This is a genomic window from Pseudomonas algeriensis (genome assembly GCF_048847255.1).
Taxonomy (GTDB): Bacteria; Pseudomonadota; Gammaproteobacteria; order Pseudomonadales; family Pseudomonadaceae; genus Aquipseudomonas.
The window spans coordinates 253,161-274,768 of sequence record NZ_JBKKRK010000001.1 but is presented as its reverse complement, the minus strand read 5'-3'; the positions used below and the strand labels follow the sequence as shown (position 1 = coordinate 274,768).

Annotated in this window: 13 protein-coding genes; 3 read left to right on the top strand and 10 right to left on the bottom strand. The window is 62.0% G+C overall.

The window, feature by feature from the left end; translation table 11 throughout:
* Nucleotides 1–30 precede the first annotated feature (30 nt).
* From ACLK1G_RS01165 to ACLK1G_RS01140, 6 genes are all read right to left on the bottom strand, one after another.
* Entirely contained in the window at nucleotides 31–4,845 is a 4,815-nt protein-coding gene (locus tag ACLK1G_RS01165; protein ID WP_420763719.1) for a non-ribosomal peptide synthetase, read from the bottom strand.
* 70 nt (nucleotides 4,846–4,915) lie between these two features.
* Nucleotides 4,916–5,869: a TauD/TfdA family dioxygenase gene (locus ACLK1G_RS01160; RefSeq protein WP_420764031.1), complete on the bottom strand. Its 954-nt coding sequence runs from the start codon at nucleotides 5,867–5,869 to the stop codon at nucleotides 4,916–4,918.
* A gap of 157 nt (nucleotides 5,870–6,026) precedes the next feature.
* Nucleotides 6,027–6,956 (bottom strand): ABC transporter substrate-binding protein, encoded by a 930-nt coding sequence (locus tag ACLK1G_RS01155; RefSeq protein WP_420763718.1) that lies wholly within the window; start codon nucleotides 6,954–6,956, stop codon nucleotides 6,027–6,029.
* Nucleotides 6,957–7,019: 63 nt separating this feature from the next.
* Nucleotides 7,020–8,069 (bottom strand): FecCD family ABC transporter permease, encoded by a 1,050-nt coding sequence (locus ACLK1G_RS01150; protein ID WP_420763717.1) that lies wholly within the window; start codon nucleotides 8,067–8,069, stop codon nucleotides 7,020–7,022.
* Nucleotides 8,066–9,049: a FecCD family ABC transporter permease gene (locus tag ACLK1G_RS01145; RefSeq protein ID WP_420763716.1), complete on the bottom strand. Its 984-nt coding sequence runs from the start codon at nucleotides 9,047–9,049 to the stop codon at nucleotides 8,066–8,068. Before ACLK1G_RS01145 ends, ACLK1G_RS01150 begins: the two co-directional genes overlap by 4 nt.
* Nucleotides 9,046–9,849 (bottom strand): ABC transporter ATP-binding protein, encoded by an 804-nt coding sequence (locus ACLK1G_RS01140; RefSeq protein ID WP_420763715.1) that lies wholly within the window; start codon nucleotides 9,847–9,849, stop codon nucleotides 9,046–9,048. The genes ACLK1G_RS01145 and ACLK1G_RS01140 overlap by 4 nt, the downstream gene beginning before the upstream one ends.
* Nucleotides 9,850–10,138: 289 nt before the next feature.
* Between ACLK1G_RS01140 and ACLK1G_RS01135 the strand changes: the two genes are divergently transcribed.
* Both ACLK1G_RS01135 and ACLK1G_RS01130 read left to right on the top strand, forming a co-directional pair.
* Entirely contained in the window at nucleotides 10,139–12,349 is a 2,211-nt protein-coding gene (locus tag ACLK1G_RS01135) for a TonB-dependent siderophore receptor (RefSeq protein WP_420763714.1), read from the top strand.
* Between the two features lie 193 nt (nucleotides 12,350–12,542).
* A complete protein-coding gene (locus ACLK1G_RS01130) occupies nucleotides 12,543–13,757 on the top strand; it encodes a multidrug effflux MFS transporter (RefSeq protein WP_420763713.1) in 1,215 nt (404 codons plus the stop codon).
* 7 nt (nucleotides 13,758–13,764) lie between these two features.
* On the opposite strand, the gene fabF is transcribed toward ACLK1G_RS01130, so the two are convergent.
* Genes fabF through ACLK1G_RS01115 form a run of 3 tightly spaced genes read right to left on the bottom strand, consistent with a single transcriptional unit; the run spans nucleotide 13,765 to nucleotide 19,228 of the window.
* Entirely contained in the window at nucleotides 13,765–15,063 is a 1,299-nt protein-coding gene (gene fabF / locus ACLK1G_RS01125) for a beta-ketoacyl-ACP synthase II (RefSeq protein ID WP_420763712.1), read from the bottom strand.
* On the bottom strand, nucleotides 15,060–18,122 hold the full coding sequence (locus ACLK1G_RS01120; protein WP_420763711.1) for an efflux RND transporter permease subunit: 3,063 nt from the start codon (nucleotides 18,120–18,122) through the stop codon (nucleotides 15,060–15,062). Before ACLK1G_RS01120 ends, fabF begins: the two co-directional genes overlap by 4 nt.
* Nucleotides 18,119–19,228: an efflux RND transporter periplasmic adaptor subunit gene (locus tag ACLK1G_RS01115; protein WP_420763710.1), complete on the bottom strand. Its 1,110-nt coding sequence runs from the start codon at nucleotides 19,226–19,228 to the stop codon at nucleotides 18,119–18,121. The genes ACLK1G_RS01120 and ACLK1G_RS01115 overlap by 4 nt, the downstream gene beginning before the upstream one ends.
* Nucleotides 19,229–19,439: 211 nt before the next feature.
* On the opposite strand from ACLK1G_RS01115, the gene ACLK1G_RS01110 reads away from it, so the two are divergent.
* Nucleotides 19,440–20,900 carry an efflux transporter outer membrane subunit gene (locus ACLK1G_RS01110; protein ID WP_420763709.1) on the top strand — a complete coding sequence of 487 codons (1,461 nt, stop codon included), beginning with the start codon at nucleotides 19,440–19,442 and terminating at the stop codon, nucleotides 20,898–20,900.
* 62 nt (nucleotides 20,901–20,962) lie between these two features.
* Here the strand turns inward: ACLK1G_RS01110 and ACLK1G_RS01105 are convergent, their stop codons facing one another.
* Nucleotides 20,963–21,583, bottom strand: coding sequence for a TetR/AcrR family transcriptional regulator (locus tag ACLK1G_RS01105; RefSeq protein ID WP_420763708.1), 621 nt, complete (start codon nucleotides 21,581–21,583; stop codon nucleotides 20,963–20,965).
* Nucleotides 21,584–21,608 lie beyond the last annotated feature (25 nt).

Here is a 21,608-nt window from a genome sequence, read left to right as displayed (position 1 = left end):
CCGAACCTGTAATTGGGGGGCGCAGGGGGTTCACTGCTCAAGTTGTTCGAGCAACCTCAAAAATTCATCGTCGGACAGGCCCGAGTCGGCGAAATCCGAAGCCGTGGCGCGGCCCGCCGCAGGGGCCTGACAGTGATCCAGCAAGGTGCTGAGTCGCTGCTGGAATTGCCGCGCCAGTTCGTTCACCAACACCTGATCGTGGACCTGCGGCGCATAACGCCATTCGACGTGTAGCTGGCCTTCATTGACGAGCGCCGTCACGTCCAGCCAATGGGTGCGGCAGGTGCTGTCGGCGCGCATGCCGGGGCACATCGGCCGCGCCAGGCGCCAGAGGCTCGATGCGCCGATCCACTGATCGACACGCCCCAGGTAGTTGAACGTCAGCAGCGTGACGGCACCCAGGCCGTGGGCCGGATCCTGGCGCAGCAGGCCGTAGCCGATGCCTTGTTCGGGGACGCGGCGCAGGGCTTCCTTGGCCGCGATGATCGAGGATTCCAAATCCCAGGAAGTATCGATGGCCAGCGGATATCGGCTGGTGTGCCAACCGATGGAGCGAGACAGCTCGGGGCCTTGCTCCCAGCCACTACGACCGTGGCTTTCCAGCTCCAGGGTGACGCGCTCGCGCCCCTGCCATTGGCCGATGACACCGGCCAACGCGGCCACCAGCAGATCCTGGACCTGAGTGCTGTAGGCCGCGTGACAATCGCCCAACAGCAATTGTGTTTGCTCGACCGACAGTTGCATGTCCAGTGTCCGGCTTTCGCCGTATGTATTGGGCTGTTGAGGAGCGCTATGTTCGGCGGCTACCTGCTCATGCCAGTAGCCAACCTGGGCCAGGACGGCGGGCTCGCGGCGATGCTGCTGCAAGGCCTCGCTCCATGCGTGGAAACCCGCCGACACGGCAGGCAACGCGGCGTTCGGTTGCAAGTAGAGGCTTTCCAATTCCTCCAGCAGCACTTGCCAGGACACGGCATCGACCAGCAAGTGATGCGCCGTGCATAGCAGCTCACGGCTCTGGGAGAAATACACCCAGCGGATCAAAGGCGCCTTGCCCAAATCAAAGCCTTGTTGCCAGCGCTGCAACAGCGCTTCGTCCAAGGGTTGGTCTTCGATGTGGAACAACCCGTCGAGCTGGCCCGAGGAAAACGCCTGGTAGCGTTGTTGCCAACCCTGCTCCGACGTTTCAAATATCAGGCGCAAGCTGGCATGACGTTGTAACAGTGCGCCAACAGCCTGGATGAACCGCGCCTGTTCCAATGGTGCGTTCAATGCCAGAAGCAAGGATTGGTTCCAATGCTCGGGCTCGGTTTGCTCCTGGGCGAAAAACCATTGCTGGATCGGCGTCAGGGCGAACGCTGTGACAGGTTCGAGCACGGCCGGCGTAGCGCCCGTCTCCACCGCGCCAAGATCAACCACCTGCTCGGCCCAACCGCGCACGGTTGGGAACTCGAAAATCTGCTTGGGCTTGAGCTGCAGCCCGTGCTGCTTGGCCCGGGCGATGATCTGCAAGCTCAGGATAGAGTCTCCCCCGACACTGAAGAAATTGTCATCGACCCTCAGGTCGGGGTTATTGAGAATCTCACGAGCGATATCGAGCAGACGCTGTTCGAGGTTGCGCTGTGGCGTCTGCACCACTCGGGCCAAGGCGCGTACGCTCTGTTCGGCAAACAACTGCTTGGGCGTCATCAGGATATGTTGCTGGCGGGCCAAAGCAATGATCTGCAGGCCGAGGATCGAATCGCCGCCCAAGGCGAAGAAGTTGTCATCGGGGCCGAGGTCGGGGTTGCCGAGCAGCCCGCGCCAGATATCCAGCAACGCGCTTTCAACCGCATTCAGGGGTTCCTCGATGGGAGACGTCGTCTGCGCGGTGGCCGGCGCTTGCCCGGCCAAATGCTGCAATGCCTTGCGATCGACTTTTCCGTTGGGCAACAAGGCAAACCCATCGAGGCAATGCCACTGGGACGGTTGCATATAGTCCGGCAGTTGCGCTTGCAGGGCGGCCTGAATATCAGGCAACGCGGCCAATGGTGCGACCAGGAACGCCACCAAGCGGTTGCCCGTCAGGGGCGATGGGTTGTTCAGCACCTGTACGTCGCCGACCTGCGGCATCGCCCGCAGCCGTGCCGCAACCTCTGCCGGCTCGACCCGATACCCGCGGATCTTGACCTGCTCATCGAGCCGACCGAGAAACTCCATCTGCCCCCGATGATTGAGCCGCACCCGGTCACCGGTGCGATAGCCATGGGCACCGAAGCGGGCGTGGTCTGAATCGTTGGCGCTGAGGTAACCCAGCGCAACCGTTTTGCCCTGCACGCAAAGTTCGCCGCTGACACCGATCGGCAACAGACGGCCCTCGGGCGAACGCACGCTGACTTGGACATTGGGCAGCGGTCGTCCCAGCGGTGCCGCGCCATCGATATCGACCTCATGAGTCAACACCCCGACGGTGGTTTCACTGGGGCCGTAGTGGTTGACGATACGCAGGTCCGGCATCAATGCCCGCAAGCGCGAAACCAGCTCATGGCCCAGGGCTTCGCCACCGGTGACCAGGCATCGGCGCGGCAATAGGCGCTGGGGATCGTTGGCGACCAGCAAGGCGTTGAGGTGTGAAGGCACAATTTTAAGCAGGTCCACGGGATCGCGCTCAAGCACGGCCGCCAGCTCCTCGGCGTCGAATGACAGTTCCTCAGCCAACAGCCGCAGGCGACGGCCGCTGAGCAACGCACCGAACAAGGCCGTGTGCCCCAAGTCGGTGGCGCAGCTGGCGAGACTTGCCAGACTGGCATCGGCGGACAGATCCAGGCGTTCCAGGCACCCGACCACGTAATGGATCAGGTTGCCCTGGCTGACCATCACCCCCTTCGGCCGTCCCGTGGAGCCGGAGGTGTAGACGACGTAGGCCGACCTTTCAGCGGGCAAGGACGCGCGCAACGGCGATTCACCCGACAACGCCTCAGTTGGCAACGACAGCCACCGCACCGTTTCAGGCAGCCACTCGGGACGCTGGCCCTCGCCGACCCAGACCTTGGGCGTGCCATCCTGGCAGATGTCCTGCAAACGCGACTGCGGCCACTGCGGATCGAGGGCCAGGTAGGTGGCGCCGCACTGCCAGGCGGCGAGCATGTGCATCACCAGCTCGCGGCTGCGGGGCAAGCATAAGGCGATGCGTGCGCCCTCCAGATTCGCGCCTGCTTGCAAGCGCTCGCCACGGGCGACCACTGCACGGCCCAATTCGGCATAGCTGAGCGTGCCCTGTTGGTCTTGCAGGGCAATCGACTCGGGCTTTCGAACGCACTGCTGGACGAACGCCTGCCAGGCGTTGCTGACCGGGACCGGCAGGTCCTCGCCACAGAGCAAGGATTGCTGCGCCGGTGCCAGCCAGTCGAGCTGGGCAAACGGTACGTCCGGCTGTTCGATGACCGCGTGGACCAACGCAACGAACTGGTCGCAAAAACGTTGGACTGTTTCGTGGCGGTACAAGGCCTTGCTGTAACGCCACCGGCACAGGAAGCCGTCTTCCTCGTCGATCATGACCATGTTCAGCTCATGGGCCGCGCCACGCTGCTCCGACAGCAGACGGTCGACGTACTGCTCGAACGGCGCGATGCGCTCCTTGTTGAGGGTGAACATGTGCTGAAACAGCGGCGCCCTGCCCATCTGCCGAGGCAGATCCAACTGTTTGACGAGGCGCGAGAACGGATAATGACGGTGCTGCAAGGTTTGTTTGACGTTGGCGTCCACCTGCCTGGCCCAATCGCCACCGGACAGCTCGCGCTGCAAACGACAGCGGACCGGCAACGGGTTGACCAGGTAGCCCGGCAGATTGACGTGCTCGCGGCGCAGGCGCCAACCGCTGGGAGTGCCCAGCACAAAGTCATCCTGGCCGGACAGCACGCCGAGAAACTGCTGGAACAAAGAGAACCAACAGATATAAGGCGTCACGCCCCATTGACGGGCCACGGCACGAATTCTGGCCGTGGTGGCCCGGTCGAAACGAAACGACAGCTCCCCGCCTTGGAATGCCTGATTGCTGCCGTAGTGAAAATCGGTCGGTAGCTCCAGTGCCGGGGCGCCTTCCAATTGCGCCTGCCACCAGGCCAGCTCCATCGGTTCGGCGGCTTCGCTGCGTATGTGCAATTCGCTGCAATAGTCGCGATAGGCATCTGGATTCACAGCGGGCAATGCTTGCTCGTTGATCAGCGCGAACAGTTCATTGAGCACGATGTAGAACGTGGCCAGGTCAGCGGCGATGTGATGAATTACCAGCAGCACGGTGTGTTCGACATCATCGGCGTGAACGTTGCTCAACAGGACGACCCGACTGACGTCGCCGGCTTCCAAGTCGAAAGGCTTATCGGCCCACTCGGTGACGCGCTGCTGCAACGCCTGCCTGTCGGCCGCCTGCAGCGCGATGCGCTCCAGCGGCCGGACTCGCTCGCGGTCGCTCCACTGCAACAGGTCGCCATTGCGCTCGGCATAGGCGGTGCACAGCATGGGATAGCGTCGCTGCACCGTTTCCCAGGCGTCCTGCAGGCGTCGGGGCAAGTCGTCGGTGACGAACTGCGCCTTGATGCGCCCTGCGTAAGCGATGTTATAGGCGCAGCTGTCCGGCTCCAGTCGTTGCAAGAACCAGAGCGCCTGCTCGTTATCCGTCAGCGGGCGCGCTTCAAAATAATCGGGGTGCCGGGCCAGCCATTGCAGCACGTCGGCGCCGTGCGCCGTCAGTTCGCTTGCCAGTTCATCGTCCAACGCCCTAGGTGATCCGGGGGTGATGACCAATTGGCCTTCGACTTTCGATAGGCGAATCCCACGCAGCCAGCAGCGATGCATCAAGCGATCGAGCATTTGATGTCCTTCATTTTGCTTGTTCTGAATGAGCCGCCCCATGTGACGGCTGTCTGCAAGAGCGTCTAGCTCAGTTCGCGGAAGCAGGCTCGGCCATGGCGACCACGACCTTTCGCGCGCCCTGGAATGTCGAACGGCCATGGGCCACCAGCATGTTGTCGAGCATCAGCACGTCACCGGCTTGCCAGGGAAAGCTCACCTGGCAGCGCTGCAATACGGCACGGACATGCTCCAGGGCATCAAGCTCGATAGGCGAGCCATCACCGTAGAAAACGTTACGTGGCACGCCCTCTTCACCGACGATGGAAATCAGCGTCTCGCGCACGGGTGCGGCGAGATTGGAGATATGGAACAGATGCGCCTGGTTGAACCACACCCACTCCCCAGTCACCGGGTGCTGGGCCACGGCCTGGCAGATCTGGCGGGTGGACAGCTCGCCGTCCTCTTTCCATTGAAACTGGATCTGGTTGGCGCGGCAGAAATGTTCGACTTGTGAACGGTCTTCCGTGCTGAACGCCTGTTGCCAGGGCAAGTCGAGGCCGTTGCCGTAGTTGCGCACGTACATCAGGCGCTTCTCGGCGAAACGCTGACGTATGGCGGGGTCGAGTTGCTGGTAGACCTTGCGGCTGTCGGCAATGGGGGTTTCACCGCCCACCGCAGAGACCTGCATGCAGTGGAACCAGATTTTCATTGGCCAGTTAAGCGAGTAGGACTGCTCGTTGTGTAGAGGGATCACTTGGTGGGCCGGGTACTCGGTCGACGTGTAGACCCGGTTGTTGAGCTTGGTGCGCGGCGTTGAGGCGTAGTCGTAGGTCAGCAGTTCATGACCGAAACCGCGGGCGAATGCTTCAAAGTCCGCTTCGCCATTGAACCCAAAGCCACGAAACAGGATGCCGCCCGCTCGCGGTAACTGCGCCTCGACTGCTTGCAGGATCTGCGCCCGGCTGTCCTGCCAAGCAGCCCCCGCGCCTGGCGCGTGGAAGATAAATGGCAAGGTCTGTTCGTCGCCCGGTACGCCTTCCATGGGTTGAACCTGTGCACGCGCCAAACCAGTTTCCATTTGTGATCCCTCGCCATTCCGATGAGCGTGTTTTTTCGAGAGCACAAACTATTACAAACGAGTAACAACTGCAATAGAGAATCATTGTCATTAATGACGTTTGTATGACAATCGACACAAATCATTTGGCCTGAAGCATGCTCTCCCGCTCAGCGATATGAGACATCAACAGGTAGGCGGAACCCAGCAAGCCCTGCATCGTATCGGCATAGCGGCTGCGGTTCAGGTACAGAAACTGGCGGTTCTTCACCGCAAACAGGTTCTGCCATTGCGGCGACTGGCGAAACGCAGCCGTGCTCGCTTCCGAATCGAGCAGTTCTTCGTATGTGTCGATAATGAAATCACTGTCGAAGTCGCCGATTCGCTCCAGGCTGTAGGGCACGTTCTGGCGCGCTTCGCGATAGGCGGCGACACGGCCCAGGCCGAAATCCTTGATGACGTCATCCATCCCGCCACGGCCGATCAACTGGAAACCATCGGTATAGACCTCGAGCGTCGTGACCGTAATCCGCGAAGGGTCCTTGACCCGCTTCTTGAACTCGCTGACGACCCATTCGTATTCATGGAGCATTTCTTCGTAACGCTGCTGCTTGCCGACCAGCTCGGCGAGCTGCCTGGCGTAGGTCTTGATGTCGCTTTCCCGGGAGGGCAGCAGCACGACCGGTGCGATTTTGCTGAGCTTTACCTTTAGGTCCGCGTGATAAGACAGGCCGACAATCAGGTCAGGCTTCAGGGCGGCGATGGCTTCCAGGTCAGGAGATTGGTGCGAGCCGATGTATTGAATGCCCGTCACGTCGAAGCGCTCCTGGGCACCGCGAAACAGCACGTCCGAAAACAGCTTCTTCCTGCCTGTCGATCCGCAGGGCTTGATACCCAATTCGAGCAACTGATCGGTCAGGCTGAAATCGTGCAGGGAGACAATACAGTGGGGTGAAACAGGCACCTCGACACGACCGAAACTGTTCTCGAACACTTTGGTTTCGGCCGCGCCAGCGTGCATCGACATCAATGCAAACGGCACGCACAGCATGCCAAACAACCTCTTGAACACTTCTCTCATCCCTACCCGCACGCGTTTGCCTCCGATAATTTCAAGATAAGCGCCGCTGTGTTTTCAGCGACTGCGTTGACGCGCCAACAATATGATCAGATAAGGCGCGCCGATAATTGCAACCACCAGCCCCGCCGGTAATTGCAGCGGTGGGAACAGCCCCCTGCCCAGTGTATCCCCCGCCAGTACCAGCAATGCCCCCATCAACGCCGACAAAGGCATCAGCGCACCGTGGCGATCGCCCGCCAGTTGGCGCGCCAGGTGCGGCGCCACCAGCCCGACGAAAGTCATGGTGCCGACGTTCGCCACGGCGGCCGCTGTCAGCATGACACTGCACAGCAATAGGAAAGCCATGACACCCGTGACGTTCAGGCCCCGGCTGAGCGCGACTTTTTCGCCCAACTGCAACAGGTTCAATTGACGGTGAAAAAACAGCAAGGGAACCCCCGCGAGCAACAGCCAGGTGCCGAGGCTGTGAACCTGCGGCCAACCGGCCCGGTGCAAGCTGCCGCCCAGCCACATCAGGGCCGACTCGACCTGGTCGATGTTGCCGTAGGTGATCAGTAAATCGGCTACTGCACTGAGCATCGCGGTGAGCCCAACGCCGACGAGGATCAACCGCAGCGGCGAAATCCCCTGGCGCCACGACAGCAGCGCGACGAAGAATGCCACGGCCAACCCGCCCGCCAGTGCCGCCAATGGATAGAGCTCAAGGGGCAACAGCGTGGGCCAGAGCACAATGATCAGCAGCATCGTCACACTGGCGCCCGACTCCACGCCCACCAGGCCCGGCGCCGCCAGCGGATTGCGCGTCAACGACTGCATCAACAGGCCGGCCAGCGACATGGCCATGCCGGCGAGGATCGCCAGGGCCACACGTGGCAGTCGCAATTCCCAAAGCAGATTGCGCGTCGTCGAGTCGACCTGTTCAGGCGCCCACAGCGCTTGCCAGGCCTGGACAACCCCCAACGAATAACTGCCGACAGTCAACGCGTACAACGATAAGGCAACCAATGCGAACATCAGGGCCAGCACCGAAATCACGTCGATGGGCCGGGCCACCCAAGGCAGTAATGGCAGTGCCCTGGGCAAGATCAGCCCAACGCGCGTCATTTGACTTTCCTCAACACCAACGCGACGAAAATCGGCCCGCCGATCAGTGCCGTGACAATCCCGGTGTTCAGCTCAAAGGGGCGCACAACGGTACGTGCGGCAATGTCCGCCAGGATCAGCAGCAACGCGCCGAGCAGCGGCGCGGCCAGCAATAGCCGTCGATAATCATCGCCAAACAACAGCCGCGCCGCATGAGGCACCACCAACCCGACAAAACCGATCGGTCCCGCCAGCGCCACGGCGCATCCTGACAGCAGCACCACCGAAGCCAGCCCGAACAGGCGCATTTTCAACAAGTTGACGCCCATGCCGGCCGCGGCCTGCGGACCGAGCCGATGGGCGTTCAAGGCCCGGACATTGACCAGGCACAAGACCATGCCCAACACCACATAAGGCCAGACCCATGCCTGCATCGAGCCTCCGGTGACGCCGATCGACCCGGTGAGCCAGCGGCGAAGGCTGTCGAGCCCCTGCTGGTCGAGCAACAGCAGGATTGACGTGATGGCGCTGAACAACGCCGCGATCATCGCGCCGGACAAGGTCAGTCGAATCGGGTTATGGCCCCTGCCCGCCAGCAGCAGGACACCAATGGCTGCCACCAGGGCACCGCTGAAAGCAAACAATGGGATCATCGACAGGTCGTGGCCGGGCAGCACCAGCAAGCCGAACACCACGAACAATGCCGCGCCGCTGTTGATGCCGAGAATGCCGGGGTCGGCCAGGGGGTTGTCACCTACCGCCTGCATGATCACTCCCGCCAGGCCAAGGCTGGCGCCCACCAGCATGGCAACCAGCAAGCGTGGCAGGCGGCTGCCACGGATGACGCTCTGATCGGCGTTGTCCGGTGCATAAGCCACCAGTGCCTGCCAGGCCTCGTTCCAAGGGATGCTCTTGGCGCCAACCGCCAGGTGCAGCAGTGCGGCCAAGGCGATGGCGACCAGCAGGCCCAGCCACACCGGTATTCGCAAACCGTGACTCACATCGCCTCCCGCACAGCCGATGGCTGGCTACGGGTGGTTTGCGGAACACACAGCGGGTCGCCCGAATAAGGGTCGGTGATGATGTGCGCGTCCAGGTCGAAGACCGCCTTGAGATTCTCACGGGTAAAGACTTCAGCGGGCGCGCCCTGGGCCAGCAAGCGGCCTTCACGCATCATCACCAGGTGATCGGCATAACGCGCGGCCTGGTTGAGATCGTGAAGCACGGCGACGACGGTCTTGCCTTGCTCGCGCAGATCCACCAGCAGTTCGAGCAAGGTGATCTGATGAGCGATATCGAGAAACGTCGTGGGCTCGTCCAACAGGATCACTGGGGTGTCCTGGGCCAAGGTCATGGCAATCCAGCAGCGCTGCAGTTGTCCACCCGACAGGGTGGCCAACGAGCGATCGAGCAACGGTGCGATGCCCGCCAGTTCGATGGCACGGTCGATTGCCTGCTGATCCTGTTCGGACCATTGCCGCCACCAGCTCTGCCAGGGGAAACGTCCCTGCATCACAAGCTCTCGCACGCTCATGCCGGCCGGTGACGTAGTGCGCTGGGGCAACAACGCCATGCGCTGCGCCAGCGCCCGGCGCGAATACTGCCCCAGAGCCTTGCCGGACAGGTGCACCTCACCCGCGCTTGGGCGCAGCATATGTGCCAGCACATTCAAGAGTGTGGTCTTGCCACAGCCGTTGGCCCCGATCAGCGCCGTGAAGCAGCCTTCGGGAATGTCCAGGCTGACACCGTTGAGAATCTGTTGCTCGCCATAGCTCAGCCGCACATTGCTGGCTTTCAGCATGACCGTCCCTCCACCGCCCAAGAGGGCCTGATCGAATCGTCCATCGTACAGATCCCGCGCATTCGTTTCCCGGTAACAACGCCGGAAAACCCACCGCAGGCTAAAAAGTGCGGCACAGAATATGTCGAAACTAAAATAAATTCCCTACAAGCCTGACAATATTAATGCAAACCCTTATCATTCACAGTCTGATTATGGCCAGTAGACACTAACTTCGCTCGCCTGCCCTGCCGCCGGACCGGGACGATAGGCTTGCGAAGATCAATAACAATCCTCAAGGACTTCCTCGATGCTCGTAAGAAAAACAACAGTTGGCACCGAAAAACGTTACGTCTCGCGTCATCCAGCGTTTCACTTGAGCACTCTGGCCCTGGCTTTGGGGAGCATCTTTTCAGCACAGGCGATCGCCGCACAAGAAGAGGCTGCAGCCAACGCTCCTCTTCAACTCGGCGAAATCAACATCAATGCCGCCGCCGTGGAAAACCCCACGGCGCCGCTGGCCGGCAAAGTCGCCCTGCGCAACGGCAGTGCCACCAAGTCCAACGCGGCCATCACTGAAACGCCGCAATCGGTGTCCGTGGTCACCGACGATGAAATGCGCGATCGCAAGTCCGACACCATGGCGGACGCCCTCAGCTACACCCCGGGCTTCACCAGCCAACCGAGCAGCTTCAACCGCACCTCGGACCGGTTCCGCATTCGCGGCTTCGACGTCGAATCCGCCACTGGCGGCTCCCTGCGCGACGGCATGCGCCTGCAAAACAACTCCTACGATGGCGTCCAGGACCCGTATGGGTTGGAGCGCGTGGAAGTTATCCGCGGCGCGGCGTCGGTGCTGTACGGCCAACTGTCGCCAGGCGGCTTCGTCAACGGTGTCAGCAAGCGCCCGACCGAAACCCCGCTGCATGAGTTGGGGCTGCAATATGGCAACCATGATCGCAAGCAACTGACCGCCGACTTCAGCGGCCCGCTCGGTGACAGCGATGTCCTCAGCTACCGCCTGACCATGCTCAAGCGCGACAGCGACACCCAGCAGGATTACGTCAACGACGACAAGCTCTACATCGCCCCGGCCCTGACCTGGCGCCCTGATGAAGACACGTCCCTGACCCTGCTCTCGTTCTATCAGAAGAGCGACACGCGTTTCTCCGCCCCGCTGCCCTATCAATTGGTCAAAGGCGTAGGCAACGGCCCCTTCACCATCGGCCGCCACGATTTCATCGGCGAACCCGACTACGACGACATGAACGGCGAGATGTCCGCCATCGGTTATGAGTTCGAACACCGGTTTGATGAACACACCCGTATCAGCAACAAGTTGCGTTACTACGAAGCGGATGTGAAGTGGAAATACATGCAGATTCGGACAGGGAATCCAGTCAATACAGCAGCCGCCACGGGCGTTTTGGGTCGTCAGTACAGTGATCGGCGGGAGCGCTCCCGGGCGTTGGCCAGCGACACCAACATCGAGACGCGTTGGAACATTGGCGGGATTGAAAACACCTTCCTGGTGGGTGCCGATACCTACGATGCCTCATATGATTCGCATAACTTCCGAGCCAACTCGACCTCTATCAATATTGGTGACTACAACTACGGTCAGCCAGTGGTGGTGGACAAGAGCCGGAACCGCGACCGCGGTTCACAGATCGATACCTTCCAGACAGGTATCTACCTGCAAGACCAGATCAAGTTCGACGATCATTGGCTATTGCTGCTCGGCGGTCGCCACGATTGGGCAGATCAGGATCAGGAAGGCTTCGCCACCGGCGAGAAGCTGAGCCAGAACGACGAATCCACCACTTGGCGCGCCGGCCTGGTGTACCAGGCGGACAACGGCCTGGCACCTTACATCAGCTACAGCGAATCATTCTTCCCAGTTGCGGTGGCCGACGCGCCTGGCCAGACATTCAAGCCTACAGAAGGCAAGCAGTACGAAATCGGCATCCGCTACCAACCTCCGGGCAGCAATACACTGTTGAGCGCAGCGGTTTATGAACTGACGCAGGAAAACGTCGTGAAGCGCGACCTGGCTGGCCTCAATCCCCAGCAGATTGGCGAGCAGCGCTCCCGTGGCCTGGAACTCGAAGCCAAGTCCGACATCACGCCTCAACTGACGGTCATCGCGACGTACGCCTACACCGATGCGCGCATCACCAAAAGCGTAATCCAGAGCGAAGTGGGTCAGCGCAGCGAAGATACGCCTTACCACCAAGCCGCGCTGTGGGCCGACTACAACTTCGCCCGTTTCGGCGTACCGCAGCTGAAAATCGGCGGCGGCGCGCGCTACAAGGGAACCACCCAAGCTTCGGGCATCGATTCGCAAATGCCTGCCTACACGCTGTTCGATGCAATGGCCAGCTACCAGATCGACAAGAACTGGGACATCGCCCTCAACGCCAACAACGTGACGAACAAAAAATACACTTATTGCGAATTTGCCATCTGCCGCTACGGCGACGAGCGCGAGTTGGTGACCTCCGTCAACTTCCGCTGGTAAATGCCCCTGACTCGGTCGGCGCCGACAGGTGTCGACCGAGTCATTTCAGCTGTATAAACTTTTGTAAGCCCTCTTGAATCCCCTCATCGCACCCATCCCCCTAAATTTTCCATTGACCTTGACGCCCTAGATGACGATCGTCATATTACGATCATCATAAGCCAGACAAAACCGGCCAAGAGGGGGTTGATCCATGAAAACCGCAGATGCATCAGCGATTCTGCAGACGCAGCCACTCGCATCGAGCCCAGCCCTGACCGGCCGAATCGTCGCACTGCTCGCCGGCCTCGCGGCCATCGGCATGCTCTCCACCAATATCATCCTCCCTGCGTTCCCGGTGATCGGTGATGACCTCGGCGTGACCGCCCGCGAACTGGGCCTGACGCTCTCCAGTTACTTCGTCACCTTTGCCCTGGGTCAGTTGGTGGTCGGGCCGTTGGCTGACCGTTATGGACGGCAGAAACTGGTGGTGGGCGGACTGTCGGTGTTCATAGTCGGCACCGTCATTGGCGGCCTCGCCACCACCCTTGAGGTACTGATTGCCGGCCGCGTCGTTCAGGCGTTGGGCGTGTGCGCGGCCTCGGTGCTGTCGCGGGCCATCGCACGGGATCTGTTCGAAGGCGAGACACTGGCCCGCGCCCTGTCATTGACGATGGTCGCCACGGCCGCTGCGCCAGGTTTCTCACCCTTGGCGGGCAGCGTGCTGTCCGTCACGCTCGGATGGCGCGCCATCTTTATCCTGGTGGGATTGGCCGCCGTGGTGCTGGCGTTCTTCTATGTACGCGATCTTGGCGAAACCCATCCCGCCGACCGCCGGGCGCCGCACTCTACCGGCAGTGTGGTGCGCGCTTACGCCAGGCTGATGGTGGACAAGCGTTTCATCCTCCCTGCCCTGTCGATGAGCCTGTTGCTCAGCGGTCTGTTCGCGTCATTCGCCGCTGCCCCGGCCATTCTCATGAAAGGCATCGGCCTGACGTCCCTGCAGGCCGGCCTGTATTTCGCATCAACGGTGTTTGTGGTGTTCGCCGCCGGCCTGGCCGCTCCTCGCCTGGCCCGACGTTTTGGCCCAGGTAACACCGCCCTGCTGGGCATTGCCTGCGCCATGGTCGGCGGTGGTTTGCTCATCGTGGGGCCAGCCAGCCCGGGGCTTGGCTGGTATGCGGTGTCGATGGTGACGTTCCTTTGGGGCATGGGCCTGGCGAATCCGTTGGGTACGGCGATCACCATGGGGCCTTTCGGCAAAGAGGCCGGGATGGCCTCGGCGCTGCTGGGCTTTCTCTCCATGGGTGCGGCAGCGTTGACCACCTGGCTCGCCGCCGTGCTGAGCTTTTCACCCATCGCCACACTGGGCGCGATCCAGGCGTCGACCTGCCTGGTCGCGCTGGTGCTGTTCCGCTTGCGCCGCTGACGCGGCGTCAGTCGTCCCAACGACGGAATAACACGCTGGCATTGACGCCACCAAAACCGAACCCATTCGACAGTGCATGGGTGATCGGCATTTTCCGGGCCTTCAGGCCAACCAGATCGAGGCCGTTGGCTGCCTCGTCGGGATGCATCAGGTTCAGCGTCGGCGGCACGACCTGATCACGCAGCGCCAAAACCGTGAAGATCGCTTCGATGCCGCCGGCCGCGCCCAACAAGTGGCCGGTTGCTGATTTGGTAGAAGTGATCGCCACGCCTGCGCCCGCGCCGCCGTTCGTGCCAAAAACCGCGCGGATCGCCGCCAGCTCACCGGCATCACCCACCTGGGTGGACGTCGCGTGGGCATTGATGTGCTGCACCTCGCTGGGGGTGAGACCCGCCTGGCGCAACGCTTGCTCCATGGCGCGGCGGGCGCCGTTGCCATCCTCCGGGCCCGCGGTCAGGTGGTAGGCATCGGCGCTGGTGCCATACCCCACCAATTCCGCCAGGGGCTTGGCACCCCGGGCCAGGGCGTGTTCCAGCGACTCGATCACCAGCAACCCGGCGCCTTCGGCCATGACGAAGCCGTCGCGCTCTCGATCGAACGGCCGTGAGGCCTCTTGTGGACGCTCGGCAAATCCCGTGGACAACGCCCGCGCCGCCGCGAAGCAGCCCAACGTCACGCGGTCGATCGCCGCCTCGGTGCCACCGCAAATGGCAATGTCCGCCTCGCCACTCTTGATCAGCCTAGCGGCATCGCCAATGGCTTGTACGCCGGCAGCACAAGCGGTAACGGGCGCACCTAGCGGCCCTTTGAAACCATGTCGGATGGACACCTGCCCGGCCGCCATGTTGGCCAGGAAAGCCGGCGCGGTGAACGGCGACAGTCGACGTGGACCGCGAGCATCGGTGGTGCGCACCGCATCGGCAATCGTGGCGAAACCACCCACGCCCGAAGAAATGATCGTGGCAGTCCGCTCCCGATGGACGGGATCAACAGGATGCCAGCCCGCCTGCTCCAGGGCTTCGTGAGCCGCCACCAGGGCGAACTCGATGAAGCGGTCCATCTTCTTGCGATCCTTGGGCGCGATGAGGCGCTCCGGGTCGTAACCGGCGATACCGTCCTCTTCCAAGGTCGGCACTTGCCCCCCCACGGCGACGCCGGTCCCGTCGGTGACGTCGGCGGACAGGTTGCGAATGCCGGATTGCCCGGCCAGCAAGCGCTGCCAGACCTCTTCCACCCCGCAGCCCAGCGGGCCGACGATGCCTACGCCAGTGATGACGATGCGTTTTTGACCTTCGCGATTTTTCATGAAGCCCTCTTCGTATCAGGACGGATCTTGAACCAGATGGAATACATCGCCGGCAGGAACACCAGCGTCATGATGGTGCCGACGAACGTGCCGCCGATCAGGGTGTAGGCCAGCGTGCCCCAGAACACCGAATGTGTCAGGGGAATGAATGCAAGGATTGCCGCCAGTGCCGTGAGCAACACCGGCCGTGCACGCTGCACCGTGGCCTCGATCACCGCATGGAACGGATCCAGCCCTTCGTTGGCGTTGTGATGGATTTGCCCGATCAGGATCAGCGTATTGCGCATGAGAATGCCCGACAGGGCGATCAGGCCGACCAATGCATTGATACCAAATGGCTGATTGAAGATCAGCAATGTCGGCACGACGCCGATCAGCCCCAGTGGCGCCGTCAAGAACACCATGATCATCGCCGAGATCGAGCGCACTTGCAGGATGATGATCAGCAACGTCAAGGCGACCATGATCGGCACCAGCGGCACGATGGCCTTGCCGGCCTTGCCCGACTCCTCGATGGCGCCCGCCTGCTCGATCCGGTAGCCGGCGGGCAACGTGTCGATGACCGGTTGCAGTTGCTTGATGATCGCGCTGGAGACGTCCGGCGGCTGCAGGCCTTCGGCAATATCGCCGCGCACCGTCATGGTCGGCGTGCGATCACGACGGCGCAGGATCGGATCTTCCATGCGCACATCCACCTCGCCGACCTGGGACAGCGGAATGCGCTGGCCTGTCGCGCCCACTAGGGTGAAACCTTCGATCCGCGCGGGGTCGAGGCGGATGTCACCGGCGGCGCGGCCGATCACCTGCACCGAACGGATGTCCTCGCGCACTGCCGTGATCGGCACGCCGCTGAGCAGAAATTGCAATTGCTGGGCGACCGCATTGGACGTCAGCCCCACCGCTTGCAAGCGGTTCTGGTCAAGATTGAAATGCAGCGTCGGCACCAAGGGTCCCCAGTCGGTGTTGACGGTCCTCATCATCGGGCTCGCCTGCATGATGCCCTGGACCTGACTGGCGATCTCGCGCAGCTTCGTCGAATCAGGGCCCATCACACGATACGCCACGGGGAACGGTGAATACGGGCCGAACACCAATTGAGTGACCCGCACCCGCGCCTCGGGAGCCAGCCCTTGGGCGATCGCTTCGCGGAGACGGAACTTGAGGGCTTCGCGTGCTTGCTGGCTGTCCGTCAGCACGACAATCTTGGCAAATGACGGATCGGGAAGTTCCGGCGCCATCGCCAGGTAGAAACGCGGCGCGCCTTGGCCGATGTAGGCGGTGACGATCCGGGCCTCTTCCTGTTGTTGCAGCCAGGCCTCGACCCTGGCGGTGGTGGCGCTGGTTTGCTCGATGGAGGTGCCATACGGCATCTGCACTTCCACCAGCACCTCGGGCCGATCGGAGGTCGGAAAGAACTGTTTTTTCACCAGGCCCATGCCGAGGATCGCCACCACGAATGTCGCGATCACCGTACCGGCCACCCACCATTTGCGCGCGATGACTCGCGTCAGCACTCGGCGGAAACGGTTGTAGTGCCGCGTGTTGTAGATGGCCGCGTGCCCGCCTTCGACCTGCTTGATGTCGGGCAACAATTTCACGCCCAGGTACGGTGTGAATGCCACCGCGACCACCCAGGAAGCAATCAGCGCGATGCCGACGATCCAGAACATGTTGCTGGTGTATTCGCCAGCGGTCGATTGCGCGAACCCGTTGGGCATGAAGCCGATGGCGGTCACCAGCGTGCCGGACAACATCGGTGCGGCCGTGTGGCTCCAGGCATACGCGCTGGCCTTGATCCGGTCGTAGCCCTCCTCCATTTTCACCACCATCATTTCAATGGCGATGATCGCGTCGTCCACCAACAAACCGAGCGCGAGGATCAGGGAGCCGAGGGTGATTCGGTCGAAATTCTTGCCGGTGGCGGCCATGACCACGAACACCACGGCCAACGTCAACGGCACGGCCGCCGCGACCACGACACCCACGCGCCAGCCCATGCTGAGGAAACAGACAATCATCACCACCAGCAGCGCGACGAAGAACTTGACCATGAACTCGCCGACCGCCGAGTCGATATTGACCGATTGATCGGTAACCTTGGTCAGCGCCATGCCCAGCGGCATGTCTTGGTTGATCTTGCTGATCTGCGTATCCAAGGCCTTGCCCAGGTCCAGGCCATTCCAGCCCTCGCGCATGATCACGCCCAATAACAACGCCTCTTCGCCACCGTTGCGCACCAGGAACGTGGCGGGGTCTTCATAGCCGCGCTCGACAGTCGCCACGTCCGACAGCTTCAGCGAGCGCCCCTGTACCACGACCGGCGTGTCGCGAATCTTCTGCAGCTTGTCGAAAGCGCCATCCAGGCGCAGGAACACCTGCGGCCCGACGGTTTCGATGGAGCCGGCGGGCGTGAGCATGTTCTGGCTGTTGAGGGCGGTAAAAATATCCTGGGGGGACACCCCCAGGGTCGCCAAGCGATCGTGGGAAAAGGACACGAAGATCCGTTCGGCCTGCTCGCCGATGATATTGATCTTCTTCACGCCTGGCACATGCAGCAGTTGTTGGCGCAGCGCTTCGGCATCACGCACCAGCCGTCGTTGCGGCTCGCCTTTGGCTTTCAGGGCGAACAAGGCGAAGGTCACGTCGGAAAATTCATCATTGACCATCGGCCCTATAACCCCGGGCGGCAGTTTGATCGCCTCGTCAGCCAGCTTCTTGCGCGCCTGGTAGAACTCTTCCTGCACTTGCGACGGCGGCGTCCGATCGACCAGCGACACCATCGTGAACGCAAGGCCGGGACGGGTATAGGTTTCCGTGCGGTCGTACCACTTCAATTCTTGCAGGCGTTTTTCCAGCGGTTCGGCGACCTGGTCTTGCATTTCCTGGGCTGTCGCGCCTGGCCAGGCGGTGATGACCGTCAGTTGCTTTACCGTGAAGGGTGGGTCTTCCGCGCGGCCGAGCTGGAAAAAAGCGAGGACACCCGCAACGGCGATCAGCAACAGCAGGAATACCGTGATGGAACGCTCGCGGACGGCGAGCGCGGAGAGGTTGAAGCTCATGGGCGATTCCCCGCAACCTTCACGTCTTGCGGTTGCGCAAGACGCACCGCCTCGCCCTCGTGCAGCAGATGGGCGCCGAGCGCAACGATCTGCTCGCCCATTCTCAGCTCGCCCAAGACCTGCGCGGCGTCGTCGCTCAAGCCGACGACCTTCACCGGACGCCAGGCGACTGTCGCCGGTTCGCCCGTGATGACCCAGACACCACTGCCTTTGCCCGAGTCGAAAATGGCAGCGATCGGAACTTGCAGTGCCTGTTCCGTCCGAGACCCCGCGGCGACCCGGAGCGTGACCGTGGAACCCAGCGGTGCGCTGGCCAGCGCGCCCTCCAACACGTAACGCGCCTCGAAGGTGCGCGTTACAGGGTCGGCGGAATCCGACAGCAACCTCAGCTTCGCATTGACCGCCTCGCTGGCATTGCCGTACAGCGTCGCCTGGGCGACTGACCCCGACGTCGGCCGCAGGGTTTCAGGCAGTTGCACTACGGCTTCGCGCTGGCCTGCCCGGGCCAGTCGAACCACGATTTGTCCAAGAGCGACAACTTGCCCGGGCTCGGCGAGCGTTTCCATCACAACGCCATCGGCGTCGGCGAGCAGCACGGCATAACCAGAAGCGTTGCGGGCAACGTCAGCCTGGGCCTGGGCCGCGCTGAGTTGCGCCCTTGCGGTATCGGCGGCGGCCTTGATCTGGTCGTAGCCCGAGGCGGAAATGGCGCCGGCAGCGACGAGGTCTCGGTAACGAGCCTCGTCATCGGCGGTCTGCTTCGCCCTCGCCCGAGCGGCGGCGACGGCCTCCTGTTGTGCTCGCGCTTGCAGCCCCAGGTCGACAGGGTCCAGGCGCATCAGTGGCTGGCCGCGCTTGACCGTCTGGCCGGTGTCGACCAGCCGCTCGAGGACCTTGCCCGACACGCGAAAGCCCAGGTCGCTCTGGACCCTGGCCGTGACCACGCCGGTAAACGAACGCGACCGGTCGGGCGAACCCAAAACTTGCGCGACCCTCACTATGGGCGCAAGCGTGCGTGGATCTTTCTCGGTGGATGACTCGCCACACGCCGTCAGGACGAGAGGCAGCAAGCAAGCGGCAAGGGTGACAGGTCGGCGCCGGAGCATAAGGTCCCTTTTCATGAGCGGACAGGATGGAAGGCGCATTCTCATTCGAGTGACCATATCTGTCAATCGTCACGATCTTTACGCTATGACCGTCAGCATTCAAGCCGTGTTGCACTTAACAACTGTCCGTTAGCTCTACCTGGAAGCCAATTGACAGCTTGTGACCATCTTGTGATATGGTCACAATCCGCATCGACTCGAGGAATTTTCCATGCCACCCCTGCGCCCCCTGGCTTTTTTTCTGAGCACCGGCTTGTTGACAGGTTGCGCGGTCGGCCCGGACTACCATCGTCCCGCAGTCCCACTTTCGAGTCGTTACGTAGGCCAGCCTCTGGTCGAACAGCGGTCCGCGAGCGTTCGGGCCGACTCGATTGTCTGGTGGGAAGCGTTTGGTGATCCAAACCTCACGGTGTTTGTCACCAAGGCCCTTGAACAAAACCTGGACTTGGCGCAGGCATCGGCGCGCGTGATGCAGGCACGGGCCGGACTGGGCGCAGCGAACGCCGCTTTGCTGCCCTCGGGAAATATCAGTGGCCAGGCCGCGCGCGCCTACCAGTCGGTGGAGACCCCGCTCGGCCAGGTGCTCGATTCAACGCCTGGCTATGATCGATACGGAAGTTCCTACGAACTCAACCTCGGCGCCAGTTGGGAGATAGATGCCTTCGGCGGCCTGCGGCGTGGACGCGAAGCAGCGCTGGCGGACTACCAGGCGTCCGAGGCCGGTGCGGTCGCTACGCGCTTGGCGGTCGCCGCGCAGGTCGCCGACACCTACATCACCGTTCGTGGACTGCAGGCCCGGCTGGACATTGCAAACCGACAGGTCAGGACGCAGCAAGACCTGCTGGAAAAAGTCCAATTGCTGTACAACAAAGGCCTCGCCGCCAGCTATCAGGTTCGCCAGACCGAGGGGCAACTGGCACAAGCCCAGGCAACGTTACCGGTCCTGCAGACCGGCCTGGATGCCGCGATGAACGCCTTGGATGTCATGCTCGGCACTCCGCCCGGCACCCATCGGCCGCTATTGGCCGAGCGCCGCGACATTCCCCTCGCCCCACAAATAACCACAACCGGAACGCCGGCGGACCTGCTACGTCGCCGGCCAGACCTGATCGTCGCCGAGCGCCACCTTGCGGCCTCCAATGCGCGCATCGGCGAGGCCGTCGCCGAGTACTATCCAAAGTTCTCCCTCAGCGCCTTGCTCGGCAGCGCCACGGCGGTGTCCGGCGGTAACTTGTTCAGTGGCGGCGCCAGCCAATCGGCGGGCGTGCTGGGGCTGCGCTGGAGGCTCTTCGATTTTGGCCGCATCAACGCCCGGATCGACGAGGCCAAGGGCGAGGAAGCCGAAGCGTTGGCTGCTTATCGCCAGTCCGTGCTGCGCGCCACTGAAGACGTCGAAAACGCCTTTAGCGCGCTGGTCAATCGCGAAACCCAGGCGACCACCCTCACCCAAGGCGAAACGTCTTTGAACCAGGCCCGTCAATCGGCCTTCGTCGCCTACCAGAAAGGCACCGCCAGTCTGATCGACGTGCTCAACGCCGACGAGACGTTGCTGCAGGCATCCGATGCCCGAGCGCAGGCTCGAACGGAATCAGCACGGGCAGCGGTCGCGGCATTCCGTTCGCTTGGCGGTGGTTGGCAAGCTCCCGAGGAAGGAGCTGTGGCGACAAGGTGAACATTTTTAGAAATGGTCACTAAATAGCGGCAAGAGTGGCAAGAGTGGCCATCAGCCAAAGCTCAGGGCATCAGGCTACGCAGGATGAGATTGGTCGTGAGCGTGGGGGCTTCCTCGACGAAGTCGAGGTTGTATTGCAGCAGCAAGGGGTTGACGAACGGCCGCAAGGCCAGGTGGATGGCCTCCACCGTTTCGTCCAGAGGCGTGCGTCGTTCAAACTCGCCGAGCTCACGCCCTTGGCGGATGATCTCCAGCACGAAGCTCTTGATCCGTTCGTTATACGCCTGGGAACTGGGCCAGCGCTCCGAAGCCGAGAAAGCCGCGATATCGTAGAGCTTGCGGTCGTTGAAAAACAGGTTCACGCCCGTGACCACTAATGTTTTGACCAGCCTGCGCAAGCGCTCCGTTGCCGTCAGCCCGTCTACGTTGATCGCCTCTTCCACCGCCTCGACGATCGTCGACAAACAGTTGGCGCAGATGGCTTCGCCGATTGCCTGCTTGGAATCGAAGAACTTGTAGATGTACGCCTTGGAGAAGCCGATAGCCTTGGCCAGGTCGGAAACCGTGGTCTTGCCAAAGCCGTACTGGCTGAAATGTTCATGGGCGGCCGCGATGATCTGGTCACGAATGTCGTGATCGGCGGGTCCACGGGCGCTGGGTGGTGCAATGGATGGCTGGTTCATCGGGGCAGCTTACGCATCCCGACGG

Excerpts from the sequence above, each read along its gene's own strand:
- ACLK1G_RS01165 (WP_420763719.1), bottom strand. The coding sequence starts at position 4,845 with ATGCTCGATCGCTTGATGCATCGCTGCTGGCTGCGTGGGATTCGCCTA.
- ACLK1G_RS01160 (WP_420764031.1), bottom strand. The coding sequence starts at position 5,869 with ATGGAAGGCGTACCGGGCGACGAACAGACCTTGCCATTTATCTTCCAC.
- ACLK1G_RS01150 (WP_420763717.1), bottom strand. The coding sequence starts at position 8,069 with ATGACGCGCGTTGGGCTGATCTTGCCCAGGGCACTGCCATTACTGCCT.
- ACLK1G_RS01140 (WP_420763715.1), bottom strand. The coding sequence starts at position 9,849 with ATGCTGAAAGCCAGCAATGTGCGGCTGAGCTATGGCGAGCAACAGATT.
- ACLK1G_RS01135 (WP_420763714.1), top strand. The coding sequence starts at position 10,139 with ATGCTCGTAAGAAAAACAACAGTTGGCACCGAAAAACGTTACGTCTCG.
- ACLK1G_RS01130 (WP_420763713.1), top strand. The coding sequence starts at position 12,543 with ATGAAAACCGCAGATGCATCAGCGATTCTGCAGACGCAGCCACTCGCA.
- fabF (WP_420763712.1), bottom strand. The coding sequence starts at position 15,063 with ATGAAAAATCGCGAAGGTCAAAAACGCATCGTCATCACTGGCGTAGGC.
- ACLK1G_RS01120 (WP_420763711.1), bottom strand. The coding sequence starts at position 18,122 with ATGAGCTTCAACCTCTCCGCGCTCGCCGTCCGCGAGCGTTCCATCACG.
- ACLK1G_RS01115 (WP_420763710.1), bottom strand. The coding sequence starts at position 19,228 with ATGCTCCGGCGCCGACCTGTCACCCTTGCCGCTTGCTTGCTGCCTCTC.
- ACLK1G_RS01110 (WP_420763709.1), top strand. The coding sequence starts at position 19,440 with ATGCCACCCCTGCGCCCCCTGGCTTTTTTTCTGAGCACCGGCTTGTTG.
- ACLK1G_RS01105 (WP_420763708.1), bottom strand. The coding sequence starts at position 21,583 with ATGAACCAGCCATCCATTGCACCACCCAGCGCCCGTGGACCCGCCGAT.